Raw genomic sequence first — 22,975 nt, forward strand, 5'->3', positions numbered from 1 at the left:
GAAATCAAATCGGATTTTTTTTTAATGTGTCGAAACTAATAGTTAGAAAAAGACTTATTTTAGTGTAAAAATAAGTTTTACTAGAAATGGAATTAGAACAATACAAAAAAGAATTTACCGAAGATGACGCTGTTGGCCGGTTAGAAATTGATAAAGAATTTGAACGCCTTTATCCGAATCAGGAACCCAAACATTTTGCTCCAGCAATTAGTTATATGCTTGGCGGAGAACATCCGCTTGATGGTGTAAGCTATTACGAAAGCAAAAATCAAGAAGATCATTACCATTTTATTACTTACGGTTTTTCTGAATTGTATTATAATGAAGAAAAAGCAGATGGAGAATTTAGCAAATGGGGATTTGAACTTACTTTTAGATTAAAACCTTATGAAGCCGATAGCGGAAATCCGAGCTGGGCTGTGGCTTTGCTCCAAAATATAGCTAAATATGTATTTGACAGTGGAAATTGGTTTGAAGAGTTTCATTACATGCCAGCAAACGGACCAATTCGTCTGGACACTGAAACCGATATTACGGCATTAATTTTTGTGAATGATCTGGAAGTTCCTAAAAAACAAACGCCACACGGCGAAGTTTCATTTTTACAAATCGTCGGCATAACTTCTGCTGAATATGAAAACATTAAAGAAAATCCAGAAAGGGTGGAAGAATTAGTAAATAAGCTAAAAGAAAATAATCCTTTACTAATTACCGATTTGAATCGAAAAGATTAAACTATCAAAAATGATTAATTACAATAACAAAATCTTCAAACCTGTAAGCAACAGCGAAAACGGAGAAACCTCTAGTGAAACTGCATTTCATTATATACAGGAAGGAAACATTTTAACTTCTGAATATTCTGGAGGAAAAATCGTTAAAGGTCATTTAATTGGTTTGGTTGACGGCGCGGGAAATATCGAAATGAGATATCATCAAGTGAATGAAAAAGGCGAATTAATGACTGGTTTCTGCACTTCTAAACCTGAAATTTTAGCAAGCGGAAAAATTAGGCTTCAAGAAACGTGGCAATGGACTTCTGGAGATTTATCTAAAGGAAATTCTATACTTGAAGAACAATAAATGCAATTTCTAAAATGACGATCATAAGAGAATCAAGAGATAGCGATTTACCTCATTTAAGAGAATTATTCTTAAACGAAAGACGGCGCACATTTACAGAACAAGATCTGTCAGAATTTGAATTAGACGATTTTGACAAGCAAACACAAGGCGAATATATTTTAGCGGCTCTTGTAAACAATATTCCGGTCGGATTTATTTCGATCTGGATGCCTAACAATTTCATTCATCATCTTTACGTTGATGTTAAACATCAAGGAAAAAATCTTGGTACAGAATTATTAAAAGCAGCCATCTTAAAAACCTCATTTCCAATTACCCTAAAATGCCTTACAAGCAACATTAAAGCAGTTGAATTTTATGGAAAAAAGGGATTTGTAGAAAAATCGAGAGGAAATTCGAGCAACGGAACTTATATTTTATTTGAGTTGACCAAAGAAGTAAAATAACCCTAAAATGCTGAAGACATGAGCCAGATTCAAGATTACAACAATTCTCAGACAGCAGAAAACAAAGAAATCTGCGATCTTCTTTTGGCGATTATAAATGAAAATCTTTCTGATGCCGAAAGCAAAATCTGGCATGCGCATCCTGTTTGGTTCCTAGACGGAAATCCGATTGTGGGTTATAGCAAATTAAAAGATTCAGTTCGATTGCTTTTCTGGAGCGGACAATCTTTTGACGAAGAAAAACTTCAAAACGAAGGTTCGTTTAAAGCTGCCGAAATGCGCTACACAAATAGCAATCAAATAAACGAACAAGACTTAAAACGCTGGCTAGAAAAAAGCAGAGAAATTCAATGGGATTATAAAAACATTGTCAAACGAAAAGGCGAACTGCTTCGAATAAAGCCACTTTAAAAAAATCAATTATCTAATTTTCAATATTTTATCTTTAATTTTACTACTGACATACTGTTGTCACAAAGGCATTTTACCTTTATAAAATAAAACTAAAAAAATGGAAACTAAAGATGGAAAATTAGCCGTTTATGCCCAAAATAGACAAGATTGGCGCAATTGGCTTGAGACAAATAGCCAGACAGAAAAATCGGTTTGGTTAATCTTATATCATAAAAAAAGTCAGACAGAAAGCGTAAATTTAATCGAAGCAACCGAAGAAGCACTTTGTTTTGGTTGGATTGACAGTCTCTGCAAAAAACGCGATGCCGAAAGCTATTATCTTACCTTCTCACACCGAAATCCGAAAACCAGCAAATGGAGCAAACCCAATATTGAAAGAGCCGAACGTATGATTCAGCAAAATTTAATGACAGAACGCGGTCAGAAAGCAATCGATATTGCAAAAGAAAAAGGAAAATGGATTACCGAATAATGTAGAAAATAAAATTCTTACTTACTAGGGCGTGTCCCTCCGGGTCAGGCTGTCCGCTATATTCCCGATTAACAAAAACTACGGCTAAAAAGCCTTGTTTTTCTAAATCGGGAGATGCCGCTCTCATCCTTCACGCATCTGGCATCCATAAGAACACTTTTGTTCTTATATAATTTGTACATTAGTAAGATCAGAACTACAACCAAAAACACACCACATCATGCTAAAACAAATTTTTATCCTTCTTATTTTTTGCTTCGGAATTCAAGTGCATTCACAAGAAATTGGTTTTACAACTCCAGATTATAAATCCATCGAAAAAGAAATCAACGACAAAAATTCAAAATTTTTCTATCCTAAATTAATGGAAAGACTCACGAAAAATGATACGCTTTTATCGTATGACGAATACCGCCATTTGTATTTAGGCTATGTTTTTCAACCCAAATACAATGCCTTTTGGAAATCGCCAGACGAGGAACAGCTTCGCAAATATTATGACAAAGAAGAACTCGAAGCTTCAGATTACGATGAAATAATCAAATTGTCCAATCATACCTTAAGCGAATTCCCATTTGACTTAAAACAGCTCAATTTCCTTACTTACGTTTATCACTTAAAAGGAGACGAAGCATCTGCAAAAATTGCTTCTTTTAGATTTCACAGCATTATGAATGTCATACTTTCTTCTGGCGACGGAAAAAAATGCGAAACTGGTTTTCATGTCATAATGGTCGAACACGAATACATTTTGCTCAATCTTTTTGAAATTGAATCTAAAGGACAATCGCTCGTTGATAATTGCGATTATCTGAGCTTCGAGAAAGGCGTTTATAATGTAGACGGTATTTATTTTAACATCGAAAAAATGCTTGAAAACGAAAAGAAAATGCTTCGCTAACATAATTTTAAAAACAGAATACCACAGCTTCAGCAAATTTTAATGTTGAAGCTTTTTTTTTGATAAAAACTATTTATTTATTGTTTATCAATAAATTTTTATTATTTTAGCAGCATAACTTATAATCTTGAATAGCATGGAAATTAAAATTGGAACACCGCAGATTCTAAAAATCCTGAATATCTTATCATGGATTATTTTTATTGGCTTATGTGTAGAAGTTGGTATGTATCTTTTTAACGGAATTTATACTATGACGATAAACTCCTATAATGCTCGTTTTCTTCATTTGCTTGACTTATATAATTACAGTCCTAGTTTTTATATTCAAGAAATATGTTTTATCAGCATTGTGGCAATCTTAAAAGCCATTATGTTTTATCTGATTGTAAAAATGCTGCATGAGAAAAAACTAAACATCGAACAGCCTTTTACTGCCGAAATGGGGCGTTTTATATCTTATCTTTCTTATCTCGCTTTCGGAATTGGTTTGTTTTCCTTCTGGGCCTTCAAATTCAACAATTGGTTAATTATTAAAGGCGTAAAACTTCCTTCTTTGGAATCACTTAATCTTGAAGGCCACAGCATTTGGATATTTATGGCCATTGTAATGTTTGTGGTAGGACAGATTTTTAAAAGAGGAATCGAAATTCAATCTGAAATTGACTTAACTATTTAAACAAAAAATTATGCCCATTATAGTAAATTTAGACGTCATGATGGCAAAGCGAAAAATGTCATTAAACGAACTTTCAGAAAAAGTAGATTTAACCTTGTCTAATCTTTCCATTCTAAAAACTGGCAAAGCAAAAGCAATTCGTTTCAGTACGCTAGAAGCTATCTGTAAAGTTCTTGATTGCCAGCCCGGCGATATTTTAGAATTTTCTGAAGAATAATTTCATTTCGATTTAATTTGTATTTTCGTGTAAATCAGATTGAAATTTCAAAACAATTATAAATCTAAAAAATCTGAAAATGAACATTCTAATTGTTTACGCACATCCGAGCAAAAAATCGTACACTTTTCAAGTTTTAGAAAGATTGAAACTAGTCTTGAATACTGAAAAATGGAATGTAGAAATCTCCGATTTATATGCGTCTAATTTTGTGGGTGATATGTCTGAGGAAGAATACGAACGAGAAGGTTTTGCCAAAACAGAACTTCCTATTTCTACAGATGTTTTAGCAGAACAAGAAAAAATAGAAAAAGCAGACTGCATTATTTTTCTGTACCCTGTTTGGTGGAGCGATTGTCCTGCAAAATTAAAAGGTTGGTTTGATCGTGTTTACTCTGTTGGATATGCGTACGGACAAAGCGAAACGGCTAGAAAAATGAAAACCATTCCGTACGGTCTTGTACTTTGCACAGCGGGTCATCCGAATGAATTCTTGCATGAAATTGAAATTGCACAAAGCATGGAAAAAATTATGCTGGAAGACCGACTTGGAAAACGTTTTACGCATAAAGAAATGATTATTCTAGGCGGAACATTGGAGCTAGAAAATGTTATGTCAATACATTTTGAGCTTTTAAATAAAATTCCTCAAAAAATTAAAGCAATACTATAAACCTTAAATTTTACTTTATAAAAAATGGAACTAGAAAATAATGCAGAAAAATCAGTTTTTGAAGAAATCCCAACAGAAAAAATATACTCAGAAAAAGCCATAAGAATAGGAACATTTTTTGCTGGTCCATTAGTTGCTGGGTATTGCATTTCAGAAAATTTTAAAGTTTTTAATGACTTTGAAAAAGCCAAAAACACTTGGATTATAACCATCATATCCATGATTGCAATTATTCCGCTTATTTTTATTATTCCAGATAATTTTCCTAGTTTCCTTTTTCCGTTACTTTATTTAACGGTCTCTTCTTATTTTTTGAAAAAATTCCAAGAACAGAATATTCAAAAACATATTCAAAATGGAGGTGAAACTTTTGGAGGATGGAGAGTCACTTTGATTGGTTTGTTAAGCATCATTGTTTTTTTCGGAATCATAATTAGTGTAGTCTTATTAACCGAAAATGCTTAATAATTTTTCTTGTCTGAAACACCCCTTAAGATTGTCTTTTAAACACCTTAACCAATTGATTTTTAGATTGTAAATTTACTTTACTAATTTAAAAGTCAATTGATTATGAATACTCAAGATTTTACCACAACAATACTTGTCAGTCAATCGCCAGAAGAAGTTTTTAAAGCCATACAAAACGTTCGCGGCTGGTGGTCTGAAGAAATTGAAGGAAAAACAGCCAACCAAGGAGACGAATTTAAATACCATTATGAAGACGTTCACCGTTGTAAAATAAAACTGATTGAAGTAATTCCGAATCAGAAAATCGTTTGGCTTATTGAAGAAAACTATTTCAGCTTCACCCAAGACGATACAGAATGGACCAATACTACTGCTGTTTTTGATATTTCGAAAGAAAATGACAAAACGAAACTCAATTTTACACATGTGGGGTTAGTGCCAGAATATGAATGTTTTGAAGTTTGCAAAGCAGGATGGACCAATTACATTGAGAATAGTTTGAAAAAACTAATTGAAACAAGAAAAGGTCTGCCAAATGCTACAGGAAAACCCCAAATTGAAACCGAAAGAAAATTATCCGAAAAATAAAACCACATTTCATACTATTATTTTAGACTACGTCAATCATAGATTTGGCTAAATCTATTTTGCTAATGCTTCGCAACTTTGTATCAACAAAAAAATAATAGTATGAAACTTATAATTACAGGTTCTCTAGGGAACATTAGCAAGCCTTTAGCGAAAGCTTTATTAAAAGAAAACCATCAAATTACAATAATTACAAGCAGTAGTGAAAGAAAATCGGAAATCGAAAATCTTGGAGCTCAAGCCGCAATTGGATCTGTAAATGATGTCGATTTTTTGGCTCAAACTTTTACAGGAGCAAATGCCGTATATTGCATGATTCCACGCGCGAACTATTTTGATCCGAATCTCGATTTAGATGCTTTTACTCGTACAATTGGAAATAATTATGCAGAAGCGATCGCAAAATCTGGCGTAAAACGAGTAGTATTTTTAAGCAGTATTGGCGCACATTTAGAACAAGGTTCTGGAATTATTCAGCGTTATAATGAAATCGAAGCGGTTCTGAACAAACTTTCAAATGTCTCGATTACCTTTATGCGTCCAACTTCTTTTTACTACAATTTGTTGGCTTATATCCCGATGATTAAAAACCAAGCCATTATAGCTGCTAATTATGGAGCGGACCAATTGATTCCGTGGGTTTCTCCAAACGATATAGCCGAAGCAATTGCAGAAGAACTTACAACTCCGCTTGACGGAAAAAAAATACGTTATGTTGCGAGCGAAGAAGTTTCTGGAGATGAAACGGCAAAAATTTTAGGCGATGCCATCGGAAATCCAGATTTGAAGTGGAAATTAATATCTGACGAGGAAACACTAAACGGATTAATTGCTGTTGGGATGCAGCCCAAAATAGCACAAGGTTTGGTAGAAATGTATGCTGCACTTTACAGTGGTTTGCTAAGTGAAGATTATTACCAAAATCGACCTGCCGTTTTAGGAAAAACAAAACTGGCAGATTATGCAAAAGAATTTGTTGCTGTTTTCAATCAAAATTAATTACCTTGTAGTATGGCCAATCAGCAACCACTTCGATTTAAGACAATAAGCGAATTTCATGATTTTAGAGATTTGCCAAAACCCGAACATCCTTTGGTAAGCGTTTACAATTTTGAAGATTTAAAATATCTAAATAACGAAGAACCAAAAAGCTTAATGCTGGATTTTTATTCGATTGCTTTAAAAAGAAATGCCAACGCAAAAATGCGATATGGCCAACAGGAATACGATTTTAAAGAAGGTGTTTTAATTTTTCTTTCGCCAGGACAAGTTTTTTCTATTGAAGGAAATGCCGAAATGCAACACACAGGATGGTCATTATTGATTCATCCTGATTTTCTTTGGAATACGCCGCTTGCTCACAAAATCAAACAATACGACTACTTTGGTTACGCGGTCAATGAAGCGCTACATCTTTCTGATAAAGAAGAGAATATGCTCATTGATATTATCAAAAATATTCAGCAGGAATACCAATCCAATATCGATAAATTCAGTCAAGACGTTATTATTGCACAAATTGAATTGTTTCTCACGTATGCAGAACGATTTTACAACAGACAATTTATTACCCGAAAAATAAGCAGTCATCAGATTCTCGCACGATTAGAAAAACTTTTGGAAGACTATTTTACCGACGACACTTTAAAACAAAAAGGGATTCCAACAGTTCAATTTATTGCCGAAAACCTAAATGTTTCTCCCAATTATCTCAGCGCATTATTAAAAACGCATACGGGTCAAAGCACGCAACAGCATATTCATAATAAATTGATTGAAAAGGCAAAAGAAAAGCTTTCAACTACTACTCTATCTATCAGCGAAATTGCATTTGAACTGGGTTTTGAGCACCAGCAATCCTTTAGTAAATTATTTAAAACAAAGACCAACACTTCCCCTTTAGAATTCAGGCAATCGTTTAACTAATTGTTTTATTTTTCATACATTCGTTAGGTAAAAAACGAAAATCATGAATCCATTTTTAAGAAATACTTTGGCTGTAATTGCAGGTCTTGTAATTGGCAGTATTGTTAATATGAGCATCATTTTAGTAAGCGGCTCTATAATTCCAGCACCAAATGGTGCAGACGTTACTACTACTGAAGGTTTAAAAGCAACCATGCATTTATTTGAGCCAAAGCATTTTCTTTTTCCATTTTTGGCGCACGCCATCGGAACTTTTGCAGGAGCATTGACAACCGCTGTTGCTGCAATTACACACAAAACAAAACTGGCTTTCGGCATTGGAGGTTTCTTTTTATTTGGTGGTCTTGTTACAATTTTCACTTTACCTACTCCTCTTTGGTTTGGTTTAGTCGATTTAGTTTTTGCTTATATTCCAATGGCGTATTTAGCTTCTAAAGTTGCTGTAAAAAAATGAAATCATGGAAAATCAAAAAAAGATAAAACCAGCCAAAAAATGCTATGAACATCTTGGGGGTAAATTGGGAGAATTGCTTCTAGAAACTTTTGCCGACAAAAAATGGATTGCCAAAAATAATCCCGAAGAGAAGCATTTTTACATAACAGAATTGGGTGAAAAAGAATTTGCTCAACTTGGTATTGATCTTAGCAAAATCAAATCGGAAGCCATTTAATTTTATAAATTTCCTTTTCTTTTCTACAAAATTTGTAGCACTTTATTTCATAACTTAGTTTGCTTTTAAATCTTGAATCATGACTAAGAAAGAAATCGCTAAAAACTTCCTGAAACTGGCAGCAAAAGGACATTCTCACGAAGGTTTTCGATTATATGTCGGAAAGAATTTCAAACATCACAACGCCTACTTCAAAGGCGATGCAGATACCTTAATGCTTGCCATGGAAGAATCTGCTAGAACAAATCCGAATAAGATTTTTAAAATTCATCATGTTTTAGAAGATGGAAACTTGGTTGCTGTGCATTCACATCTTAAACAAACGCCTTCAGACATTGGTTTTGCCGTTGTGCATATTCTAAAATTCAAAGACGACAAAATCGTGGAATTCTGGGATTTAGGCCAACCCGTTCCAAAAGATTCTATTAATACAAATGGAATGTTTTAATTTTTGTTTCACGTTTCAGGTTTCAAGTTACCTACAAAACGTGAAAACCGAGAATTGAAAATTGAACCCTTAAAAAATTCACCACTAACAATCAAATGAACTTCATCGCCAAAATTTCCTTATTAACAATTCTAATTTTCACTTCTTGCAATTCATCGGCACAGAAAAAAGAGGATTATAAAAAAAGTATCGACAGTATACTTCAAAATTCTAATCCAAAATTTAATGGTGTGGTTTTGATTTCTCAAAATGGAAAAACATTGTATTCTAAAGCGCAAGGCTTTTCTAATTTTGAAACTAGAACACCTTTGAAAATGAATACCCAATTTGAAATCATGTCCAACAGTAAATTAATTGCCGCCGTTTTGCTTTTGTTGGAAGTAGAAAAAGGAAAAGTAGATTTGAATACGCCAATCAAAAAGTATTTACCAGAACTGACACAAACTTGGGCCGATTCTGTAACAGTTCATCAGCTTTTAAACCACTCGCACGGAATTATCGATTTACAAAAACCATTGGCTTTTAAACCGGGAACCGATTTTAAATACGGAAATCTAAGTTTTAATCTGGTCGCAAAAATTGTCGAATTCAGCTCTAAAAAAAGTTATACAGAAGTTGCTGAATCGCTTTTTAAGAAATTAAAAATGAATCACACTTTTTGTTATTCAAAAGATAAAGAACAAAATCTGGCAACGGGTTATTATAATGTAAAAAATCAGCTGGAGACTGATACCACAAGACAAATTACAGATGAAACTTTAGGTGCAGACGGCATTATTTCAACCGTTTCTGATCTTGCTATTTGGAACAATAATCTTCATAAAGGAAAAATATTAAAGCCCGAATCGTATCAGTTATTAACTAAAAACACCATTTTATCTCAGCATAATTTCTTCGGAAAAGAAAAAAAGCCTTATGGATACGGAATTCGAATTGTAGAAGAAGAATCAGTTAAATATCTTGGACATACAGGCTTAGGAGACGGATTTTCTGGCGTAAATTTGTATTTCCCAGAAAGTGATGTTAGTCTGATTATTCTAGAAAATCAAATGCCCGAAGATGCCAATTTGTTTTATGCTTCTGAATTCAAAATCAAAAACATCCTTCTAAAAAGCAATTTATTAAGTAAAAAGTAAACAAAATGGCAAAAAATAAAACTACAGAAACTCAAAACAGTGTTACTGATTTTATTAACGCTGTCGAAAATGAAGCTAAAAGAAACGATGCTTTTGAACTTCTTAAAATAATAGAGGAAACAACAGGCTTTGAACCCAAAATGTGGGGACCTAGCATTATTGGTTTTGGAAGTTATCACTATAAATATGACAGCGGACATGAAGGCGATGCGCCATTAGCTGGATTTTCGCCAAGAAAAACAGCATTGACCGTTTATTTCTATTTACCAGAAGAAAAAAGAGAAGAACTTTTATCGAAACTAGGAAAACACACCTCTTCGAAAGCTTGCATTTACATCAAAAAATTAGCTGATGTCGATATCGAAATCTTAAAAAAGATAATTTTGCTTTCTAAACAATACACTCAAAAATTATATCCCTCAAAATAAAATGATTACATTCTTAATTCTAGCATTTTTAATACTATTTGCCCTTTACAGATTTCTTGAGCATCCAAAATTTGGAAAAGCTCCTTCTGGCGAAAGATTAACTTTGATTCAAAATTCTCCTCAATATAAAAACGGAAAATTCGAAAATCAATCTTTTACACCCGATCTTGCAGAAGGAGAAAGTATGGCTGGGGTTTTGTTTGAATTTTTCTTCAAAAAAGTAGAAAGAAAAATTCCAACCGATTTGATTCCGTCTATAAAAACCAATTTGCATGAACTTCCTCTTAATCAGGATATTTTAGTTTGGTTTGGACATTCGTCTTATTTTATTCAGTTGGAAGGAAAACGATTTTTAATTGATCCCGTTTTTAGCGGAAACGCTTCTCCTATTCCTGGCACAACAAAATCTTTCAAAGGTTCTGATATTTATTCCGTTGATGATCTTCCAGAAATTGATTATTTATTGATTACACACGATCATTATGATCATTTGGATTACGATACGATTTTAAAATTAAAACCTAAAACAAAAAAGATTATCACGGCTCTTGGAGTGGGTTCACATTTTGAGTTTTGGGGATTTCCATCAGAAAAGATTATCGAAAAAGATTGGTACAGCACCATCAAATTAGATGAAAATCTGACGATTCATACTACGCCTTCAAGACATTTTTCTGGCAGAAGTTTTAAAAGATGCAATACGCTTTGGACTTCTTTTGTTTTGGAAACTAAAGATTTTAAGATGTATTTGGGAGGCGACAGCGGTTACGATTCTCATTTTGCTGCAATTGGTGAAAAATATGGGCCTTTTGACATCGCTTTATTGGATAACGGTCAATACAATGAAAAATGGAAATACATTCATAATATGCCTGAAGATGTAATAAAAGCAATGAAAGACCTGAAAGCAAAACGCGTATTTCCGGTGCACTCATCAAAATTTGCTTTATCGCTACATTCTTGGGATGAACCTTTAAATAAAGTGACTGAATTAAATGCAAATTCAGAAAATCCAGTTCCATTAATAACACCAATGATTGGCGAAATTGTTGAATTGAAAAATGATAAACAAGAGTTTAAACAGTGGTGGAAAGGGGTTAATTAATTATGAATTGTTAATTGTTAATTGTTAATTGATAACTGTAATGTCACCCTGAGCGAAGTCGAAGGGCGTTCCAATTAGCACTTGGGCTTCGACTTCGCTCAGCCTGACAACGAGCACAACACTTGAAACTTGAAACCTGAAACCAAAAAATGAAACCAAAAATATACTATTTCGCAATTATCTTTCTATTAACAATAAATCTATTCGCCCAAAATACCTATGTATTTTTAGGATCTTATAATCGTGATAAAACAGCTGAAGCTATTCAAGTTTATCAATTGGATACATTGAGCGGGAAATTGACCAAATTTACTTCGGTTAAGAATATTGTGAATCCGTCTTATTTAACGGTATCGCCAAACGGGAAATATGTTTATGCTTGTACAGACACCAAAACTCCAAATGCAGGAAGCGTAAGCAGTTTTGAATTTAATCCGTCAGCAAAAACATTGACTTTTTTAAACAGTCAGAGAAGTGGTGGCGAAAATCCTGTTTATGTCAGCGTGCATAAAAACGGAAAATGGCTGGCCAACGCCAACTATACCGAAGGAAGCGTTTCGGTTTATCCGCTCTTGGAAAACGGTAAAATTGATTCGATTGCTCAGAATTTTCAATACATGGACGGAAGCGTAAATAAAGACAGACAAACTAGATCTCATGTACATTCAGCAGTATTTTCTCCACAAGGCGATTATTTGTTTTTACCCGACTTAGGAGCAGATAAAATTCGCTGTTATGCTTTTGATGAAAATCTAAAAAAGCCTTTAATCGAAACTAAAAATCCGTTTACGAAAACCGATTTAGAAGCTGGTCCAAGACATTTAACTTTTCACCCAAATCAAAAGTGGGGATATTGTATTGAAGAAATGGCTGGACAAATAAGCGTCTACAATTACGAAAATGGTGTTTTAAATAAAATTCAGCGTATTGCGACGCATTCCGATAAAATAAAAGAAGGTTTTGAAAGCTCTGATATTCATATTTCACCTGATGGTAAATTTTTATATGCTACAAATCGCGGAAAAGAAAACAATATTGCGATTTTCTCTATTGACGAAAACGGTTTGCTTAAAAGCATTGGCTATCAATCTACTTTTGGAAAACATCCGAGGATTTTTGCTCTTGATGAAAGCGGAAAATTTTTAGTTGCATCAAATGTATTGACTAGCAATGTTGTTGTTTTTAAAAGAGATTCTAAAACTGGATTATTAAAGAAAATAGGAAAAGAGATAAAAATGGAAAACGTTTCTTGTGTTCAGATTAAGCAGATTTGATTTTTTTATTTCACGCAGATTTTGCTGATTATAGCAGATTTTATTTCTTGCTTTATTTTTAACATTCTGTCTAATTAGGCAAAAACTAATCATAAAAAAACAAAAAAATGGAAATATCAAACTTCAATCTACAGCCCGATTTCTTAGAAAATGAAATCTCACAGTTAATTCCGTTAGAAGAAAAACATTTTGAAGCATTATTTGAAGCAGCTTCTGACCCATTGATCTGGGAACAAAATCCTGTAAAAGACCGATATACAAGAGAAGGTTTTAGAACTTATTTTGATATCATTATTACAAAAAGTCCGTTCTTAATTCTCGATAAACAAACCAACGAAATTATGGGAACAACGAGTTTCTACGATTACAATCCAGAAAAATCGAGCATTGGAATTGGCTACACTTTTATTACTAGAAAATATTGGGGCGGACCTTATAATAAATCGAACAAAAAATTAATGATTGATTATGCTTTTCAGCATGTTAATTCAGTACTTTTTCATATTGGATCAGAGAATTTCCGTTCCCAAAAAGCCGTTTTAAAACTTGGAGCAGAAAAAATCAATGAATTGACATTTACTATTAATGGTGCCGATGTGCCGTATTTTGAATATGAATTGAAGCGATAATAGTTTGCAGTTGTCAGTTACAGTTTTCAGTTTCTACATAACTTGTAACACATAACCTTTCACAAAAAAGAAAAATGAAAAGAATAACCGTTTTCTGTGCTTCTAGTTTTGGCACTGAAAAAATTTACGAAGAACAAGCCATTTTAGTTGGAAAAACATTGGCAGAACAAAATATAGAATTGGTTTATGGCGGTGCAAATGTCGGCTTGATGGGTGCTGTAGCAGACGGAGCTTTAAACGCCGGCGGAAAAGTGATTGGTGTGCTTCCGAACTTTTTAAGATCTAAAGAAATTGCTCATTTGGGTTTAACCGAATTGGTTTTGGTAGAAAGCATGCACGAAAGAAAAACCAAAATGAACGATTTATGCGATGGCGTAATTGCACTTCCTGGAGGATTTGGAACACTCGAAGAACTTTTTGAAATGCTGACTTGGGCGCAATTAGGTTTGCATAAAAAACCGATTGCTATTTTAAACATAAATGGTTTTTACGATTCGCTGATAGCATTACTGCAAACCATGACGGAACAAGGATTGCTGAAAGATGTTAATCAGAAAATGCTTTTAGTTAGCGATTCGATTGATGATTTATTAGAAAAAATGAGAAATTATGTGCCGCCAACAGTTGGAAAATGGATTGACAAAGCACAATCTTAGTTTTTCGGCGTTACGCTCTATCAACATTTTTAAACTGCTTTTTATAGTCACTTGGATTTACTCCGTTATGTTTTTTAAACAGTCGATTCAAGTGACTTGCATCGCTAAAACCAAATTCATACACAATCTCATTGATTTGCATATTGGTATATTTCAGTCGTGTTTCAATTAGTTTTATTTTGTACGCGATTGTATATTCTTGTATGCTTTGTCCTGTTTTGGTTTTAAAATACTCGCTTATGTATGTTGGCGAAACATTAAACGCTGCCGCCATATTTGATGCTTTTAATTGATCTGGACGATAAATATTTTGATGCACATAGTTCAATAAATCCAAACTTGGCACTGCATTAACTTCATTTATACTAAGAGGAGCCATAAGCGAAATATTTCTCGCTGCTATTGTTATAATCGTATTTAGAATTTGCTTTATAACTTCTTGCTGCTGCGGAAACTGGCTTTTTTCTTCTCTAATAAGTGCTTCTATCATGGCTCTTATCAAAGGTTTGTCGATTATAGTTTTTAAAATACAGCCCGGCATATGATTGTGGTTATGGAAAATAAACTCCAACTTCTGAATCCAATCGCTGTTTTGTGTTTTAAGATAACTGTCATTAAAGCGTATAAAGAAAAAATTCGTTTTCTCAGTGACTTCAAAACTATGTGTATCTTGAGGAAAAATCAAGAAAAACTTATCACTACTATACGGCAGTCGGTGATCGTTGATAATTTGAGTTCCTTTTCCTTCTAGAACAAACACCATTTCAAAGAAAGTATTTTTACGTTCTTTCGGTTCATATTCCAAAACTTCTAAAAACTGAAGTTCAAAAGGACGGTGTAAGTTTCTAATTTCCATCTTCCAAAAATACAAATTATTCCAATGATTGTACAAATTTATAAAAGTCGTTATCTGCAACTTTGCACTATAAAATCACATCAATATGGAAACAACCTCATTTTTATTATTACGTCTTGCAATCGCCATCAGTATGTTTGGCCACGGATTAGTCCGTTTGCCAAAGCTAGCAACTTTCAGCAATTGGATGGTTGGCAGTTTTGAAAATTCGATGCTGCCAAAAATCATCGTAGCACCATTCAGCTATATTTTACCGATAGCCGAATTTTCAATTGGTCTTTTCTTATTATTAGGCATCTTTACTAAACCATCCTTAGTTGCCGGAGCAGTCGTTATGCTCATCTTATTATTTGGCACTTCGATGATTGAGAACTGGGAAGCTATTCCGTCACAATTAATTCACATCGCTTTTTTTGCTTTGCTTTTGCATTTTGCGGATTATAACAGCTGGGCAATTGATACTTTAATTAAAAAATAAATAGCATGAGTTCAAGAAGAAATTTTATTAAACAAACTGGAATAATAGGAATGGTTGGCATGATGAATCCCATTGAAACTTTTTCGGAAGTTTCGAAAAATGCACCTCTTTTCGTCCCACAAAAAACAAAATGGGCAGATGGTTCTAGATTAGTGATTTCGATCTCAATGCAATTTGAAGCTGGCGGACAGCCTCAAAATGCCGAAAGTCCGTTTCCTCAAAATATACAAAAAGGTTTTATTGATCTTCCTTCTGCAACCTGGTACGAATATGGATATAAAGAAGGCATTCCGCGTATGTTGGACAATTGGGACAAATTGGGCGTAAAAGTTACTTCGCATATGGTTGGAACCGCCGTTTTAAAAAATCCCGAACTGGCTAAAGAAATTGTACAAAGAGGCCATGAAGCTGCCGCACACGGAATGAGCTGGAGCACACAATACACCATGCCGTATGACGAAGAAAAAAAGTTTATAAAAGACGGTGTCGATGCCATAAAAAAAGTCACAGGCTTCACTCCTGTTGGCTACAATGCCAACTGGTTACGCCGAGGACAAAATACTCTGGATATTTTACAGGAACTTGATTTTAAATATCATATCGATGATCTTAGCCGTGATGAACCTTTTATTATTCAGGTAAAAAATAAAGATTTTGCGGTGGTTCCATATACACTTCGATGCAATGATATTGTTTTGATTGAAGGCAAGAACTTTTCGACAGATCAATTCTTTCAACAAGTTAAAATGGAATTTGACCAATTATACGCTGAAAGTGAAACACAACGCCGACAAATGTCAATTAGTTTTCATGACCGTATTGGAGGGACTCCGCAAATGGTAAAAGCAGCAAATGATCTCATCAAATATATGCAACAGCATAAAGGTGTAAGTTTTAAACGAAAAGATGAAATTGCCGAAATCGCGCTGCATGATAAAACTACAATTAGAGAGTAAATTTTAGATTATAATCCATATAAGTCCAAAAACTTGTGTGGATTTTTTTTATTAAATTAGAGCTTCGAAAAAAGTATCAGTTTTAAACCCAATCTTGTCATTCCGAGGAACAAGGAATCACACATGAAGCTCGTTACAGAATGTCGCCAATCGTTGTAGATCATCGGGTGTGATTTCTTCTTCGTCGAAATGACAAACGAAGCTTTTTTTACATTTTACAATTCACAAATAACATCTCACCAACAAAAATGAAAACAGAAAACAACAAATATGCAAAGGCCGAAATGCTGATAAGAAAACCTGTTTCAGAAGTTTTTCAGGCTTTTATTGATCCTCATATTACAAGTAAATTTTGGTTTACAAAGGGATCTGGAAAATTAGAAGAAAATAAAAAAACAGAATGGACTTGGGAAATGTATGGCTTTTCGCTTTCGGTTACTACACTTGTTCTTCAAGAAAACAAAAAGATTGTAATTGAATGGGGAAATCCAGATGAAATCACTTTGGTAGAATGGGTTTTTAGTCCGCTGAATGAAAATGAAACTTTTGTGAGTATCACCAATTCTGGTTTTCATGGAGACACCGATAAAATTATTGATCAGGTTCGTAATTCGACTGAAGGTTTTACTTTGGTTTTGGCTGGAGCAAAAGCTTATTTAGAGCATAATTTACAATTGAATTTGGTATTAGATCGTTTTCCAAAGGGACTAGCGTAATCTTTGTTTTAACCGCAAAGAACGCAAAGGTTTACGCAAAGTGCGCGAAGTTTTTTTTGAGAATCATTAAAATGAAAAGTTCACAAAGCTTTGCGAACTTAAAATATACATTCTGTTTAGAACTCTTACTAAAAAATCTTAGCGTTCTTTGCGGTAAAAATGAAAGACACTTTTTAAATTTTGTACTCCAATAGGAACTTGAAAAAATAAAAAAAAATGGAAACAAAGAAACCCGAAAATATAGACGAATACATTGGAGCATTTCCTAATGATGTACAAGAAATTTTGGAAAAAGTAAGAATGACGATTCAGAAGGCGGCGCCAGATGCCAAAGAAAAAATCAGTTATTCGATGCCAGCTTTTGAACAGAACGGAATTGTAGTTTATTTTGCGGCTTTTAAAAAACATATTGGACTTTATGCATTACCAAGCGGACACGTAGCTTTTGCAGAAAAACTTTCTAAATACAAATCAGGAAAAGGCTCTGTTCAATTTCCTTTAAAAGAAGCAATGCCTTATGACTTGATTACTGAAATTGTCAAATTTAGAGTCAAAGAAAATCTGGAAAAAGCAAAAAAGAAATAAACCACAATGAATTTAACCAAACATTACGACCAGCTTTACAAAACATCTTCTGAAATTATTTCAGCAGGCAAATATTCTATTGATTCTGAACTTAAAAACGAATCTGATTCTCGTTTTGGAATCACGTTACTTATTCGCCCAAATGATGAAATTAAAGCTAATATTCAGACTTTCATTAATGAATTAAAAAAAGCAGAACCTGAGCAATATTTTTACCCAGATTCAGACATTCATATTACCGTTATGTCGATTATTTCTTGTTCTTCAGCTTTTACATTAGATCAAATTTCGCCAAACGAATATATCGAGGTAATCTGCAGAAGTCTTGTAGATGTGGAGAAAATCAAAATTCATTTTAAAGGTATAACTGCTTCCCCTTCGGCAATTATGATTCAAGGTTTTCCAAGTGATGAAACCTTGAATAATTTAAGAAACAGACTTCGCGAAAATTTCAAAAATTCCGGATTACAGCAAAGCATAGATAGCCGTTATTCTATATCGACAGCGCATTCAACTATAATGCGTTTTCAGGAAAAGCTCCACGATCCGAAAAAACTAACAGAAATAGCAGCAAAATTTCGTGATTATGATTTCGGAGAATTTGATGTAAAAAGTATCGAATTGGTTTACAATGACTGGTATCAGCGTAAAAATACTACTCGTGTTTTGGGAGATTTTGGATTGAGATAAATTACTTAAAACCAGAATAAATTTTGTTAATAAAACTTCTATTTTCGAGTTTTAAGCTTTACAAATACATCTACCTTTGGGTTCAAAATAACCAAATTATACAAACTTACAACGGTGGATAAAAAACTTTACGGCCTAGATCATTTACGTGCTTTTGCAATCTGTTTTGTTTTTTTATTTCATTATCAAGTTCCTGTTTTTGATTACCCAGAATGGCTTCCTGCAATTGCTAAATTTGGCTGGACAGGAGTCGATTTGTTTTTTGTTTTAAGCGGTTTTCTAATTTCTTCTCAGCTGTTTTTTCAAATTAAAAATGGCATCGAAATTTCGTTTAAAGACTTTTTTGTAAAACGCTTTTTTAGAATTCTTCCTGCTTTTTGGTTCGTGACAGCGATCTATTATCTTTTTCCTTTTTTTAGAGAAAGAGAAGCGCTTCCTCCTTTATGGAAGCTACTCACTTTTACTCAAAATTTCGATTTAAACCTTCAAGATTTTGGTACATTTTCTCATGCTTGGTCACTTTGTGTAGAAGAACATTTTTATCTTCTTTTACCTCTATTTCTGTACTTTTTGCTCAACACGAAATTCTTCAGCAAATCATATTGGTTGCTGCTTACCTTTATCTTGTTAGGATTTGTTTTTCGATTTTATAGCTGGGAAAGATTATATATTCCACTTATTGAAAATGATAATTCTTGGCTTTATTGGTACAAGTATATTTACTACCCAACATACAATCGCTTGGACGGACTTTTGATTGGGGTTGCAATTGCTGCCTTTTATCAATTTCTACCTGAATTTTGGAAAAAAATCTCAAAATACGGAAATCTTTTACTTATAATTGGACTTCTAATATTGTTTGGTGCTTATATTCTTTGCATTGAAGAAAGATCTTTTTACGCATCACTTTTCGGATTTCCGGTAATTGGGCTCGGCTATGGATTTGTGGTTATGGGCGCAATATCTCCTGAAAGCGTTTTATACAAATGGAATTCTAAAAAAACTACTTTTATTGCAGGGCTTTCGTATGGAATATATTTAACGCACAAAGGAATTATTCATATTACTCAGGAATTTCTCGCTTCTTTAAACATTGATACAAGTAGTACATTTTCAATGCTAATTTGCATTATTACTTGTGTAGGAGCCGCATATCTGCTACATCAAATAATTGAGAAGCCATTTATGAAATGGAGAACAAGGTTTTTGAGTGAGAAAAAATTATTGCTTGAATTTCCCAAAATGCCATAAAACTCCAGACGGATCGTGCAAAAAACATTCGCTTCCCCAATCTAAATATTTTATTGGAGTCAGTTTTACTCCTTCATATTTTGAAGGAAGATTTAGAGCTAAAAGTTCGCTGTAATACCGTTCGACATTATCCACTTCCAGAAAAATCATAGTATTTTCAATCCAATTTTTATCGTAGTAATCTTGAAGATAAAAAGCGATTTCTCCCGTTTTAAAAACCGAAAAATTAGATTCTAAAACCGTTTCTTCAAATCCTAAATCGCGATAAAAACTTCTTGAGATTTCAAAGTTCTTAGCACCTATAAAAGGTCGGATAGATTTAGCTCCGTGATTCATTTACTATAGATTTATATCGTTATAATAAATTAAAAACCATTTATTATCGATCAGTTTAAATTGTCTCTCTACTTCAAAACCACTATCTGGAATCCAAAATTTTTCTGTGATTAAAGTGTCTGTTTTTACTAACGAATGCTGGTATTCTTCAATTTCTGTTTTTTCAGCAACAGGAATAACTTGAAACTCCCAATTCTTTCTTGTCCAATTATATTGCTCAAAACCAGAAACATGTTTTCCTTCTATGGGAAAATCAACTCTTGAAACCTGAAAAATTGAATCAGAATGAAATTTTTTATTGAACTCGTCAAAATTCTCAGGCAATTCTTTTTCTATAAGTTTTACAATGCTATCACTTTTAATAGCAATTTCAGAGTTTGATTTCGTCTCTTCTTTTACTTTATTACAATTTACAGAAATAAAAACAACAGCCAAAACACTTAAAATAGTTGAGATTTTCATGAAGATTAGATTTTAGCTTTTCTTCAAAATACTTCCCAAACCGCGCCCAATTTGTTCTATAGCTTCTATACCTTTTGCCAAAGGCGATGCGGTAAAATCTTCGTAAGCATCCATTGCACTTTCTTTCCTATCGTCTTGCGGATAAACAAGCATTACATTATTGCTGTCGTAATATTTTTCAAACTTCGTTGGTAATTTATCAAAGATAGACTGATACGAAACAGAACCTTTTCGAGATAAATTGACAACCACTAAATCGGTTGGTTTTATTTCATCAGAGATGCTTTCAAAATCTTCCCAATCCGAAATGTTTTTAAAACCAAATTTGCTGTTCAGTTTTAAATTAGAAGCAATCTGCTGAATAGCCTGATAGGTTCTTTCTTCGCCGTAAATCACAATCGGAATACTTAATTCCTGCGCCAAACGGCTCACTTTCTGCATTAGCAAATGAAAACCAATTCCTCTTTCTGAAAATGGCGGACAAATAAAAACCAGTCTTTTTTCTTCAATAAAATTCTTTTGAAACCTACAGATAAACAAAGTCTTATCTACATTATTGATAATCGAATCAACATTTTCTCCAAAGATTTTATCAATAAATCCAGTCTTTCTTGGCCAGCCTACAATCACGATATCCGACATGATTTCTTTAGAAGTCCTTGCAATTCCGCTCGCAGGATTGTGATCGATTCTGGCAATAGTATTAATTTTCACTTCTGAAGCCGATCCTTGAATTACAAATTTATCGGCGGCTTTTCTGTATTTTAAAATGTTCTTTTCCGCCTGATTATTGTTTGGAACAATAGTCAATAAAGTAACCGGATTTGATGATTTTTTATCTTTGATCAAAAGCGCAAAATCCAACAAACTTGCTGCAGCAGACGATTTTGCCAACGGAATCAAAATATGTTCGTCTAAGATCTGATCTCTGTCTGCGTCTTCATGTGAAATTTCTTCTTCGCAGATGGCAATTTTTTTCGCCGCTTTTTCAGTGGCAAAAGAAGCTACAATACACGTAATCAGAATTAGGATAATGGTTCCGTTTAAAATATTTTCATCTAATATTTTTGCTTTAAATCCGACCAAAATTACGGCCAAAGTTGCCGCGGCGTGCGCACTACTCAATCCAAAAATAAGCTGTCTTTCTGTTCGGGTATATTTAAAAACAATTTGAGTAAAAAACGCTGCAATCCATTTTCCAAATATCGCTACAACGCTCAAAGTTCCAGCCACTATTAAAGCTGTTGGTCCGCTCAAAATAACGCTTACATCCACTAGCATTCCAACAGAAATTAGGAAAAACGGAATAAATAACGAATTCCCCATAAATTCAATTCTATTCATCAAAGCCGAAGAATGCGGAATAAGCGGATTCAAAGCTAAACCCGCAACGAAAGCTCCAATAATAGGCTCTACTCCTGCCACTTCAGCCAAAAAAGCGGCAAAGAAAACGACAGAAAGCACAAAAATATAATGGGCGTGTTTTTCACTTTCCAACTTCTTAAAAAACCATTTTGCTACACGAGGGATAATCAAAAACATTATAGCAGAGAAAATTGCCAATGAAATAATCAATTTAACCCAAAATGCCTGATTTAGATTTCCCTGACTGCTTCCCATAATTACTGCCAGAATAATTAAAACGGCAGTATCTGTCAAAATAGTTCCTCCAACGGTAATGGCAACAGCTTGATTTTTAGCAATTCCTAATTTACTCACAATCGGATACGCGACCAAAGTGTGTGTAGCAAACATACTTGCCGTCAAGAAACTCGCATTAAAATCATATTTCAACAAATAAAAACAAACTGGAAATCCAATTGAAAGCGGAAGAATGAAGGTGAAAAAGCCAAAGAGCAAACTCTTATTTCTATTGGCCTTGAACTCGTTCATATCCAATTCTAAACCTGCAATAAACATGATATATAAAAGCCCGATTGTAGAAAATAAATCTACCGCAGAGTTTTTAGCCAGAATATTTAATCCGTGCGGACCAATGATAACCCCAGAAATAATAAGTCCGATAATTCCAGGAATGTTTATTTTTTTTAGTAAAATGGGACAAAGCAGGATTATAAATAGTATTAATGAAAAAATCAATACTGGATTGCTTAGTGGTAATTCGAATTCTTGTAATAGATGTCTGAAAAATTCTATCATAGGGTAACTTTATCTTCTTGTGGCATTATTATTTGTAAAAAGACGTTTTCAGAATTAAAACAAAATCCATGAAGTATTAATAATAAAGAATCGAGTAATGTAACTCGTTCATCTACAAAAATACCGAAAAAACACGAACTTTTTACGGAAACTGCATATTAAGGTTTTAAATTTATTTCGTTGCCGAATTATTAAATTTTAATATTTATTTTAACAAATATGCAAGATTAACATTAAAAAAGAAATCATCATTGCATTATTCGATTAT

The 22,975-nt window shown here is 33.5% G+C and carries 32 protein-coding genes; 28 read left to right on the forward strand and 4 right to left on the reverse strand.

Annotated elements, in window-relative coordinates:
• Window positions 1–86 precede the first annotated feature (86 nt).
• The 22 genes from QLQ95_RS01020 (at window position 87) to QLQ95_RS01125 (ending at window position 14,217) form a co-directional block, all read left to right on the forward strand.
• Window positions 87–734: a suppressor of fused domain protein gene (locus tag QLQ95_RS01020; protein ID WP_482502235.1), complete on the forward strand. Its 648-nt coding sequence runs from the start codon at window positions 87–89 to the stop codon at window positions 732–734.
• A 10-nt stretch (window positions 735–744) separates the two neighbouring features.
• The gene (locus tag QLQ95_RS01025; RefSeq protein WP_320492104.1) at window positions 745–1,083 is read left to right on the forward strand and encodes an avidin-fold protein; all 339 of its coding nucleotides are present in this window, start codon (window positions 745–747) and stop codon (window positions 1,081–1,083) included.
• A 14-nt stretch (window positions 1,084–1,097) separates the two neighbouring features.
• Window positions 1,098–1,532, forward strand: a complete 435-nt coding sequence (locus QLQ95_RS01030; protein ID WP_320492105.1) for a GNAT family N-acetyltransferase — start codon at window positions 1,098–1,100, stop codon at window positions 1,530–1,532.
• 18 nt (window positions 1,533–1,550) lie between these two features.
• On the forward strand, window positions 1,551–1,943 hold the full coding sequence (locus QLQ95_RS01035; RefSeq protein ID WP_428238131.1) for a DUF1801 domain-containing protein: 393 nt from the start codon (window positions 1,551–1,553) through the stop codon (window positions 1,941–1,943).
• Between the two features lie 100 nt (window positions 1,944–2,043).
• Entirely contained in the window at window positions 2,044–2,418 is a 375-nt protein-coding gene (locus QLQ95_RS01040) for a YdeI/OmpD-associated family protein (RefSeq protein ID WP_320492107.1), read from the forward strand.
• A gap of 220 nt (window positions 2,419–2,638) precedes the next feature.
• Window positions 2,639–3,319 carry a DUF4919 domain-containing protein gene (locus QLQ95_RS01045; protein WP_095928843.1) on the forward strand — a complete coding sequence of 227 codons (681 nt, stop codon included), beginning with the start codon at window positions 2,639–2,641 and terminating at the stop codon, window positions 3,317–3,319.
• 136 nt (window positions 3,320–3,455) lie between these two features.
• Window positions 3,456–3,998, forward strand: a complete 543-nt coding sequence (locus QLQ95_RS01050; protein ID WP_482502238.1) for a hypothetical protein — start codon at window positions 3,456–3,458, stop codon at window positions 3,996–3,998.
• A gap of 10 nt (window positions 3,999–4,008) precedes the next feature.
• A complete protein-coding gene (locus tag QLQ95_RS01055) occupies window positions 4,009–4,215 on the forward strand; it encodes a helix-turn-helix domain-containing protein (protein WP_057116634.1) in 207 nt (68 codons plus the stop codon).
• 79 nt (window positions 4,216–4,294) lie between these two features.
• On the forward strand, window positions 4,295–4,888 hold the full coding sequence (locus QLQ95_RS01060; protein WP_320492110.1) for an NAD(P)H-dependent oxidoreductase: 594 nt from the start codon (window positions 4,295–4,297) through the stop codon (window positions 4,886–4,888).
• A 24-nt stretch (window positions 4,889–4,912) separates the two neighbouring features.
• Window positions 4,913–5,353 carry a hypothetical protein gene (locus tag QLQ95_RS01065; RefSeq protein WP_095928846.1) on the forward strand — a complete coding sequence of 147 codons (441 nt, stop codon included), beginning with the start codon at window positions 4,913–4,915 and terminating at the stop codon, window positions 5,351–5,353.
• 105 nt (window positions 5,354–5,458) lie between these two features.
• Window positions 5,459–5,944 (forward strand): SRPBCC family protein, encoded by a 486-nt coding sequence (locus QLQ95_RS01070; protein WP_320492111.1) that lies wholly within the window; start codon window positions 5,459–5,461, stop codon window positions 5,942–5,944.
• A gap of 102 nt (window positions 5,945–6,046) precedes the next feature.
• Complete coding sequence (locus QLQ95_RS01075; protein ID WP_482502241.1) at window positions 6,047–6,943, forward strand: NmrA family NAD(P)-binding protein; 897 nt, start codon at window positions 6,047–6,049, stop codon at window positions 6,941–6,943.
• Window positions 6,944–6,955: 12 nt separating this feature from the next.
• Entirely contained in the window at window positions 6,956–7,870 is a 915-nt protein-coding gene (locus QLQ95_RS01080; protein WP_095928849.1) for a helix-turn-helix domain-containing protein, read from the forward strand.
• 43 nt (window positions 7,871–7,913) lie between these two features.
• A complete protein-coding gene (locus tag QLQ95_RS01085) occupies window positions 7,914–8,324 on the forward strand; it encodes a hypothetical protein (RefSeq protein WP_095928850.1) in 411 nt (136 codons plus the stop codon).
• A gap of 4 nt (window positions 8,325–8,328) precedes the next feature.
• Window positions 8,329–8,541, forward strand: a complete 213-nt coding sequence (locus tag QLQ95_RS01090; protein ID WP_095928851.1) for an ArsR family transcriptional regulator — start codon at window positions 8,329–8,331, stop codon at window positions 8,539–8,541.
• A 79-nt stretch (window positions 8,542–8,620) separates the two neighbouring features.
• On the forward strand, window positions 8,621–8,989 hold the full coding sequence (locus QLQ95_RS01095) for a nuclear transport factor 2 family protein (protein WP_095928852.1): 369 nt from the start codon (window positions 8,621–8,623) through the stop codon (window positions 8,987–8,989).
• 95 nt (window positions 8,990–9,084) lie between these two features.
• Entirely contained in the window at window positions 9,085–10,125 is a 1,041-nt protein-coding gene (locus QLQ95_RS01100) for a serine hydrolase domain-containing protein (protein WP_320492114.1), read from the forward strand.
• A gap of 5 nt (window positions 10,126–10,130) precedes the next feature.
• Window positions 10,131–10,553: a DUF1801 domain-containing protein gene (locus QLQ95_RS01105; protein ID WP_095928854.1), complete on the forward strand. Its 423-nt coding sequence runs from the start codon at window positions 10,131–10,133 to the stop codon at window positions 10,551–10,553.
• 1 nt (window position 10,554) lies between these two features.
• Entirely contained in the window at window positions 10,555–11,658 is a 1,104-nt protein-coding gene (locus QLQ95_RS01110) for an MBL fold metallo-hydrolase (RefSeq protein ID WP_482502244.1), read from the forward strand.
• A 149-nt stretch (window positions 11,659–11,807) separates the two neighbouring features.
• Window positions 11,808–12,932: a lactonase family protein gene (locus tag QLQ95_RS01115; RefSeq protein ID WP_482502245.1), complete on the forward strand. Its 1,125-nt coding sequence runs from the start codon at window positions 11,808–11,810 to the stop codon at window positions 12,930–12,932.
• A gap of 107 nt (window positions 12,933–13,039) precedes the next feature.
• Entirely contained in the window at window positions 13,040–13,561 is a 522-nt protein-coding gene (locus QLQ95_RS01120; RefSeq protein ID WP_428238137.1) for a GNAT family N-acetyltransferase, read from the forward strand.
• Window positions 13,562–13,635: 74 nt separating this feature from the next.
• On the forward strand, window positions 13,636–14,217 hold the full coding sequence (locus QLQ95_RS01125; protein WP_428238138.1) for an LOG family protein: 582 nt from the start codon (window positions 13,636–13,638) through the stop codon (window positions 14,215–14,217).
• 10 nt (window positions 14,218–14,227) lie between these two features.
• On the opposite strand, the gene QLQ95_RS01130 is transcribed toward QLQ95_RS01125, so the two are convergent.
• Window positions 14,228–15,073 (reverse strand): helix-turn-helix domain-containing protein, encoded by an 846-nt coding sequence (locus QLQ95_RS01130; protein WP_428238139.1) that lies wholly within the window; start codon window positions 15,071–15,073, stop codon window positions 14,228–14,230.
• Between the two features lie 85 nt (window positions 15,074–15,158).
• Between QLQ95_RS01130 and QLQ95_RS01135 the strand changes: the two genes are divergently transcribed.
• The 6 genes from QLQ95_RS01135 to QLQ95_RS01160 all read left to right on the forward strand — a co-directional run bounded on the left by QLQ95_RS01135 (window position 15,159) and on the right by QLQ95_RS01160 (window position 19,749).
• Window positions 15,159–15,551 carry a DoxX family protein gene (locus tag QLQ95_RS01135; protein WP_428238140.1) on the forward strand — a complete coding sequence of 131 codons (393 nt, stop codon included), beginning with the start codon at window positions 15,159–15,161 and terminating at the stop codon, window positions 15,549–15,551.
• A 5-nt stretch (window positions 15,552–15,556) separates the two neighbouring features.
• Window positions 15,557–16,507, forward strand: a complete 951-nt coding sequence (locus QLQ95_RS01140; protein WP_428238141.1) for a polysaccharide deacetylase family protein — start codon at window positions 15,557–15,559, stop codon at window positions 16,505–16,507.
• A 248-nt stretch (window positions 16,508–16,755) separates the two neighbouring features.
• Entirely contained in the window at window positions 16,756–17,223 is a 468-nt protein-coding gene (locus QLQ95_RS01145; protein WP_095928858.1) for an SRPBCC family protein, read from the forward strand.
• A gap of 216 nt (window positions 17,224–17,439) precedes the next feature.
• Window positions 17,440–17,808 carry an iron chaperone gene (locus tag QLQ95_RS01150; protein WP_320492123.1) on the forward strand — a complete coding sequence of 123 codons (369 nt, stop codon included), beginning with the start codon at window positions 17,440–17,442 and terminating at the stop codon, window positions 17,806–17,808.
• A gap of 6 nt (window positions 17,809–17,814) precedes the next feature.
• On the forward strand, window positions 17,815–18,498 hold the full coding sequence (locus QLQ95_RS01155) for a 2'-5' RNA ligase family protein (protein WP_482502249.1): 684 nt from the start codon (window positions 17,815–17,817) through the stop codon (window positions 18,496–18,498).
• Window positions 18,499–18,612: 114 nt separating this feature from the next.
• Window positions 18,613–19,749 carry an acyltransferase family protein gene (locus QLQ95_RS01160; RefSeq protein WP_320492125.1) on the forward strand — a complete coding sequence of 379 codons (1,137 nt, stop codon included), beginning with the start codon at window positions 18,613–18,615 and terminating at the stop codon, window positions 19,747–19,749.
• Here QLQ95_RS01160 and QLQ95_RS01165 read toward each other — a convergent pair.
• From QLQ95_RS01165 to QLQ95_RS01175, 3 genes are read right to left on the reverse strand one after another with little or no spacing between them, the layout of a single operon-like run.
• Window positions 19,720–20,085 (reverse strand): VOC family protein, encoded by a 366-nt coding sequence (locus QLQ95_RS01165; protein ID WP_320492126.1) that lies wholly within the window; start codon window positions 20,083–20,085, stop codon window positions 19,720–19,722. The genes QLQ95_RS01160 and QLQ95_RS01165 overlap by 30 nt on opposite strands.
• A 3-nt stretch (window positions 20,086–20,088) precedes the next feature.
• Window positions 20,089–20,547: a hypothetical protein gene (locus tag QLQ95_RS01170; RefSeq protein WP_320492127.1), complete on the reverse strand. Its 459-nt coding sequence runs from the start codon at window positions 20,545–20,547 to the stop codon at window positions 20,089–20,091.
• A 12-nt stretch (window positions 20,548–20,559) separates the two neighbouring features.
• Window positions 20,560–22,707 carry a cation:proton antiporter gene (locus QLQ95_RS01175; protein WP_320492128.1) on the reverse strand — a complete coding sequence of 716 codons (2,148 nt, stop codon included), beginning with the start codon at window positions 22,705–22,707 and terminating at the stop codon, window positions 20,560–20,562.
• Window positions 22,708–22,975: the final 268 nt, after the last annotated feature.

The organism is Flavobacterium sp. B330r, from assembly GCF_056824325.1.

Excerpts from the sequence above, each read along its gene's own strand:
- QLQ95_RS01165 (WP_320492126.1), bottom strand. The coding sequence starts at position 20,085 with ATGAATCACGGAGCTAAATCTATCCGACCTTTTATAGGTGCTAAGAAC.
- QLQ95_RS01080 (WP_095928849.1), top strand. The coding sequence starts at position 6,956 with ATGGCCAATCAGCAACCACTTCGATTTAAGACAATAAGCGAATTTCAT.
- QLQ95_RS01035 (WP_428238131.1), top strand. The coding sequence starts at position 1,551 with ATGAGCCAGATTCAAGATTACAACAATTCTCAGACAGCAGAAAACAAA.
- QLQ95_RS01120 (WP_428238137.1), top strand. The coding sequence starts at position 13,040 with ATGGAAATATCAAACTTCAATCTACAGCCCGATTTCTTAGAAAATGAA.
- QLQ95_RS01135 (WP_428238140.1), top strand. The coding sequence starts at position 15,159 with ATGGAAACAACCTCATTTTTATTATTACGTCTTGCAATCGCCATCAGT.
- QLQ95_RS01060 (WP_320492110.1), top strand. The coding sequence starts at position 4,295 with ATGAACATTCTAATTGTTTACGCACATCCGAGCAAAAAATCGTACACT.
- QLQ95_RS01125 (WP_428238138.1), top strand. The coding sequence starts at position 13,636 with ATGAAAAGAATAACCGTTTTCTGTGCTTCTAGTTTTGGCACTGAAAAA.
- QLQ95_RS01145 (WP_095928858.1), top strand. The coding sequence starts at position 16,756 with ATGAAAACAGAAAACAACAAATATGCAAAGGCCGAAATGCTGATAAGA.
- QLQ95_RS01090 (WP_095928851.1), top strand. The coding sequence starts at position 8,329 with ATGGAAAATCAAAAAAAGATAAAACCAGCCAAAAAATGCTATGAACAT.
- QLQ95_RS01100 (WP_320492114.1), top strand. The coding sequence starts at position 9,085 with ATGAACTTCATCGCCAAAATTTCCTTATTAACAATTCTAATTTTCACT.
- QLQ95_RS01150 (WP_320492123.1), top strand. The coding sequence starts at position 17,440 with ATGGAAACAAAGAAACCCGAAAATATAGACGAATACATTGGAGCATTT.
- QLQ95_RS01045 (WP_095928843.1), top strand. The coding sequence starts at position 2,639 with ATGCTAAAACAAATTTTTATCCTTCTTATTTTTTGCTTCGGAATTCAA.
- QLQ95_RS01115 (WP_482502245.1), top strand. The coding sequence starts at position 11,808 with ATGAAACCAAAAATATACTATTTCGCAATTATCTTTCTATTAACAATA.
- QLQ95_RS01140 (WP_428238141.1), top strand. The coding sequence starts at position 15,557 with ATGAGTTCAAGAAGAAATTTTATTAAACAAACTGGAATAATAGGAATG.
- QLQ95_RS01175 (WP_320492128.1), bottom strand. The coding sequence starts at position 22,707 with ATGATAGAATTTTTCAGACATCTATTACAAGAATTCGAATTACCACTA.
- QLQ95_RS01105 (WP_095928854.1), top strand. The coding sequence starts at position 10,131 with ATGGCAAAAAATAAAACTACAGAAACTCAAAACAGTGTTACTGATTTT.
- QLQ95_RS01070 (WP_320492111.1), top strand. The coding sequence starts at position 5,459 with ATGAATACTCAAGATTTTACCACAACAATACTTGTCAGTCAATCGCCA.
- QLQ95_RS01130 (WP_428238139.1), bottom strand. The coding sequence starts at position 15,073 with ATGGAAATTAGAAACTTACACCGTCCTTTTGAACTTCAGTTTTTAGAA.
- QLQ95_RS01085 (WP_095928850.1), top strand. The coding sequence starts at position 7,914 with ATGAATCCATTTTTAAGAAATACTTTGGCTGTAATTGCAGGTCTTGTA.
- QLQ95_RS01095 (WP_095928852.1), top strand. The coding sequence starts at position 8,621 with ATGACTAAGAAAGAAATCGCTAAAAACTTCCTGAAACTGGCAGCAAAA.
- QLQ95_RS01155 (WP_482502249.1), top strand. The coding sequence starts at position 17,815 with ATGAATTTAACCAAACATTACGACCAGCTTTACAAAACATCTTCTGAA.
- QLQ95_RS01025 (WP_320492104.1), top strand. The coding sequence starts at position 745 with ATGATTAATTACAATAACAAAATCTTCAAACCTGTAAGCAACAGCGAA.
- QLQ95_RS01075 (WP_482502241.1), top strand. The coding sequence starts at position 6,047 with ATGAAACTTATAATTACAGGTTCTCTAGGGAACATTAGCAAGCCTTTA.
- QLQ95_RS01030 (WP_320492105.1), top strand. The coding sequence starts at position 1,098 with ATGACGATCATAAGAGAATCAAGAGATAGCGATTTACCTCATTTAAGA.
- QLQ95_RS01020 (WP_482502235.1), top strand. The coding sequence starts at position 87 with ATGGAATTAGAACAATACAAAAAAGAATTTACCGAAGATGACGCTGTT.
- QLQ95_RS01065 (WP_095928846.1), top strand. The coding sequence starts at position 4,913 with ATGGAACTAGAAAATAATGCAGAAAAATCAGTTTTTGAAGAAATCCCA.
- QLQ95_RS01110 (WP_482502244.1), top strand. The coding sequence starts at position 10,555 with ATGATTACATTCTTAATTCTAGCATTTTTAATACTATTTGCCCTTTAC.
- QLQ95_RS01170 (WP_320492127.1), bottom strand. The coding sequence starts at position 20,547 with ATGAAAATCTCAACTATTTTAAGTGTTTTGGCTGTTGTTTTTATTTCT.
- QLQ95_RS01055 (WP_057116634.1), top strand. The coding sequence starts at position 4,009 with ATGCCCATTATAGTAAATTTAGACGTCATGATGGCAAAGCGAAAAATG.
- QLQ95_RS01040 (WP_320492107.1), top strand. The coding sequence starts at position 2,044 with ATGGAAACTAAAGATGGAAAATTAGCCGTTTATGCCCAAAATAGACAA.
- QLQ95_RS01050 (WP_482502238.1), top strand. The coding sequence starts at position 3,456 with ATGGAAATTAAAATTGGAACACCGCAGATTCTAAAAATCCTGAATATC.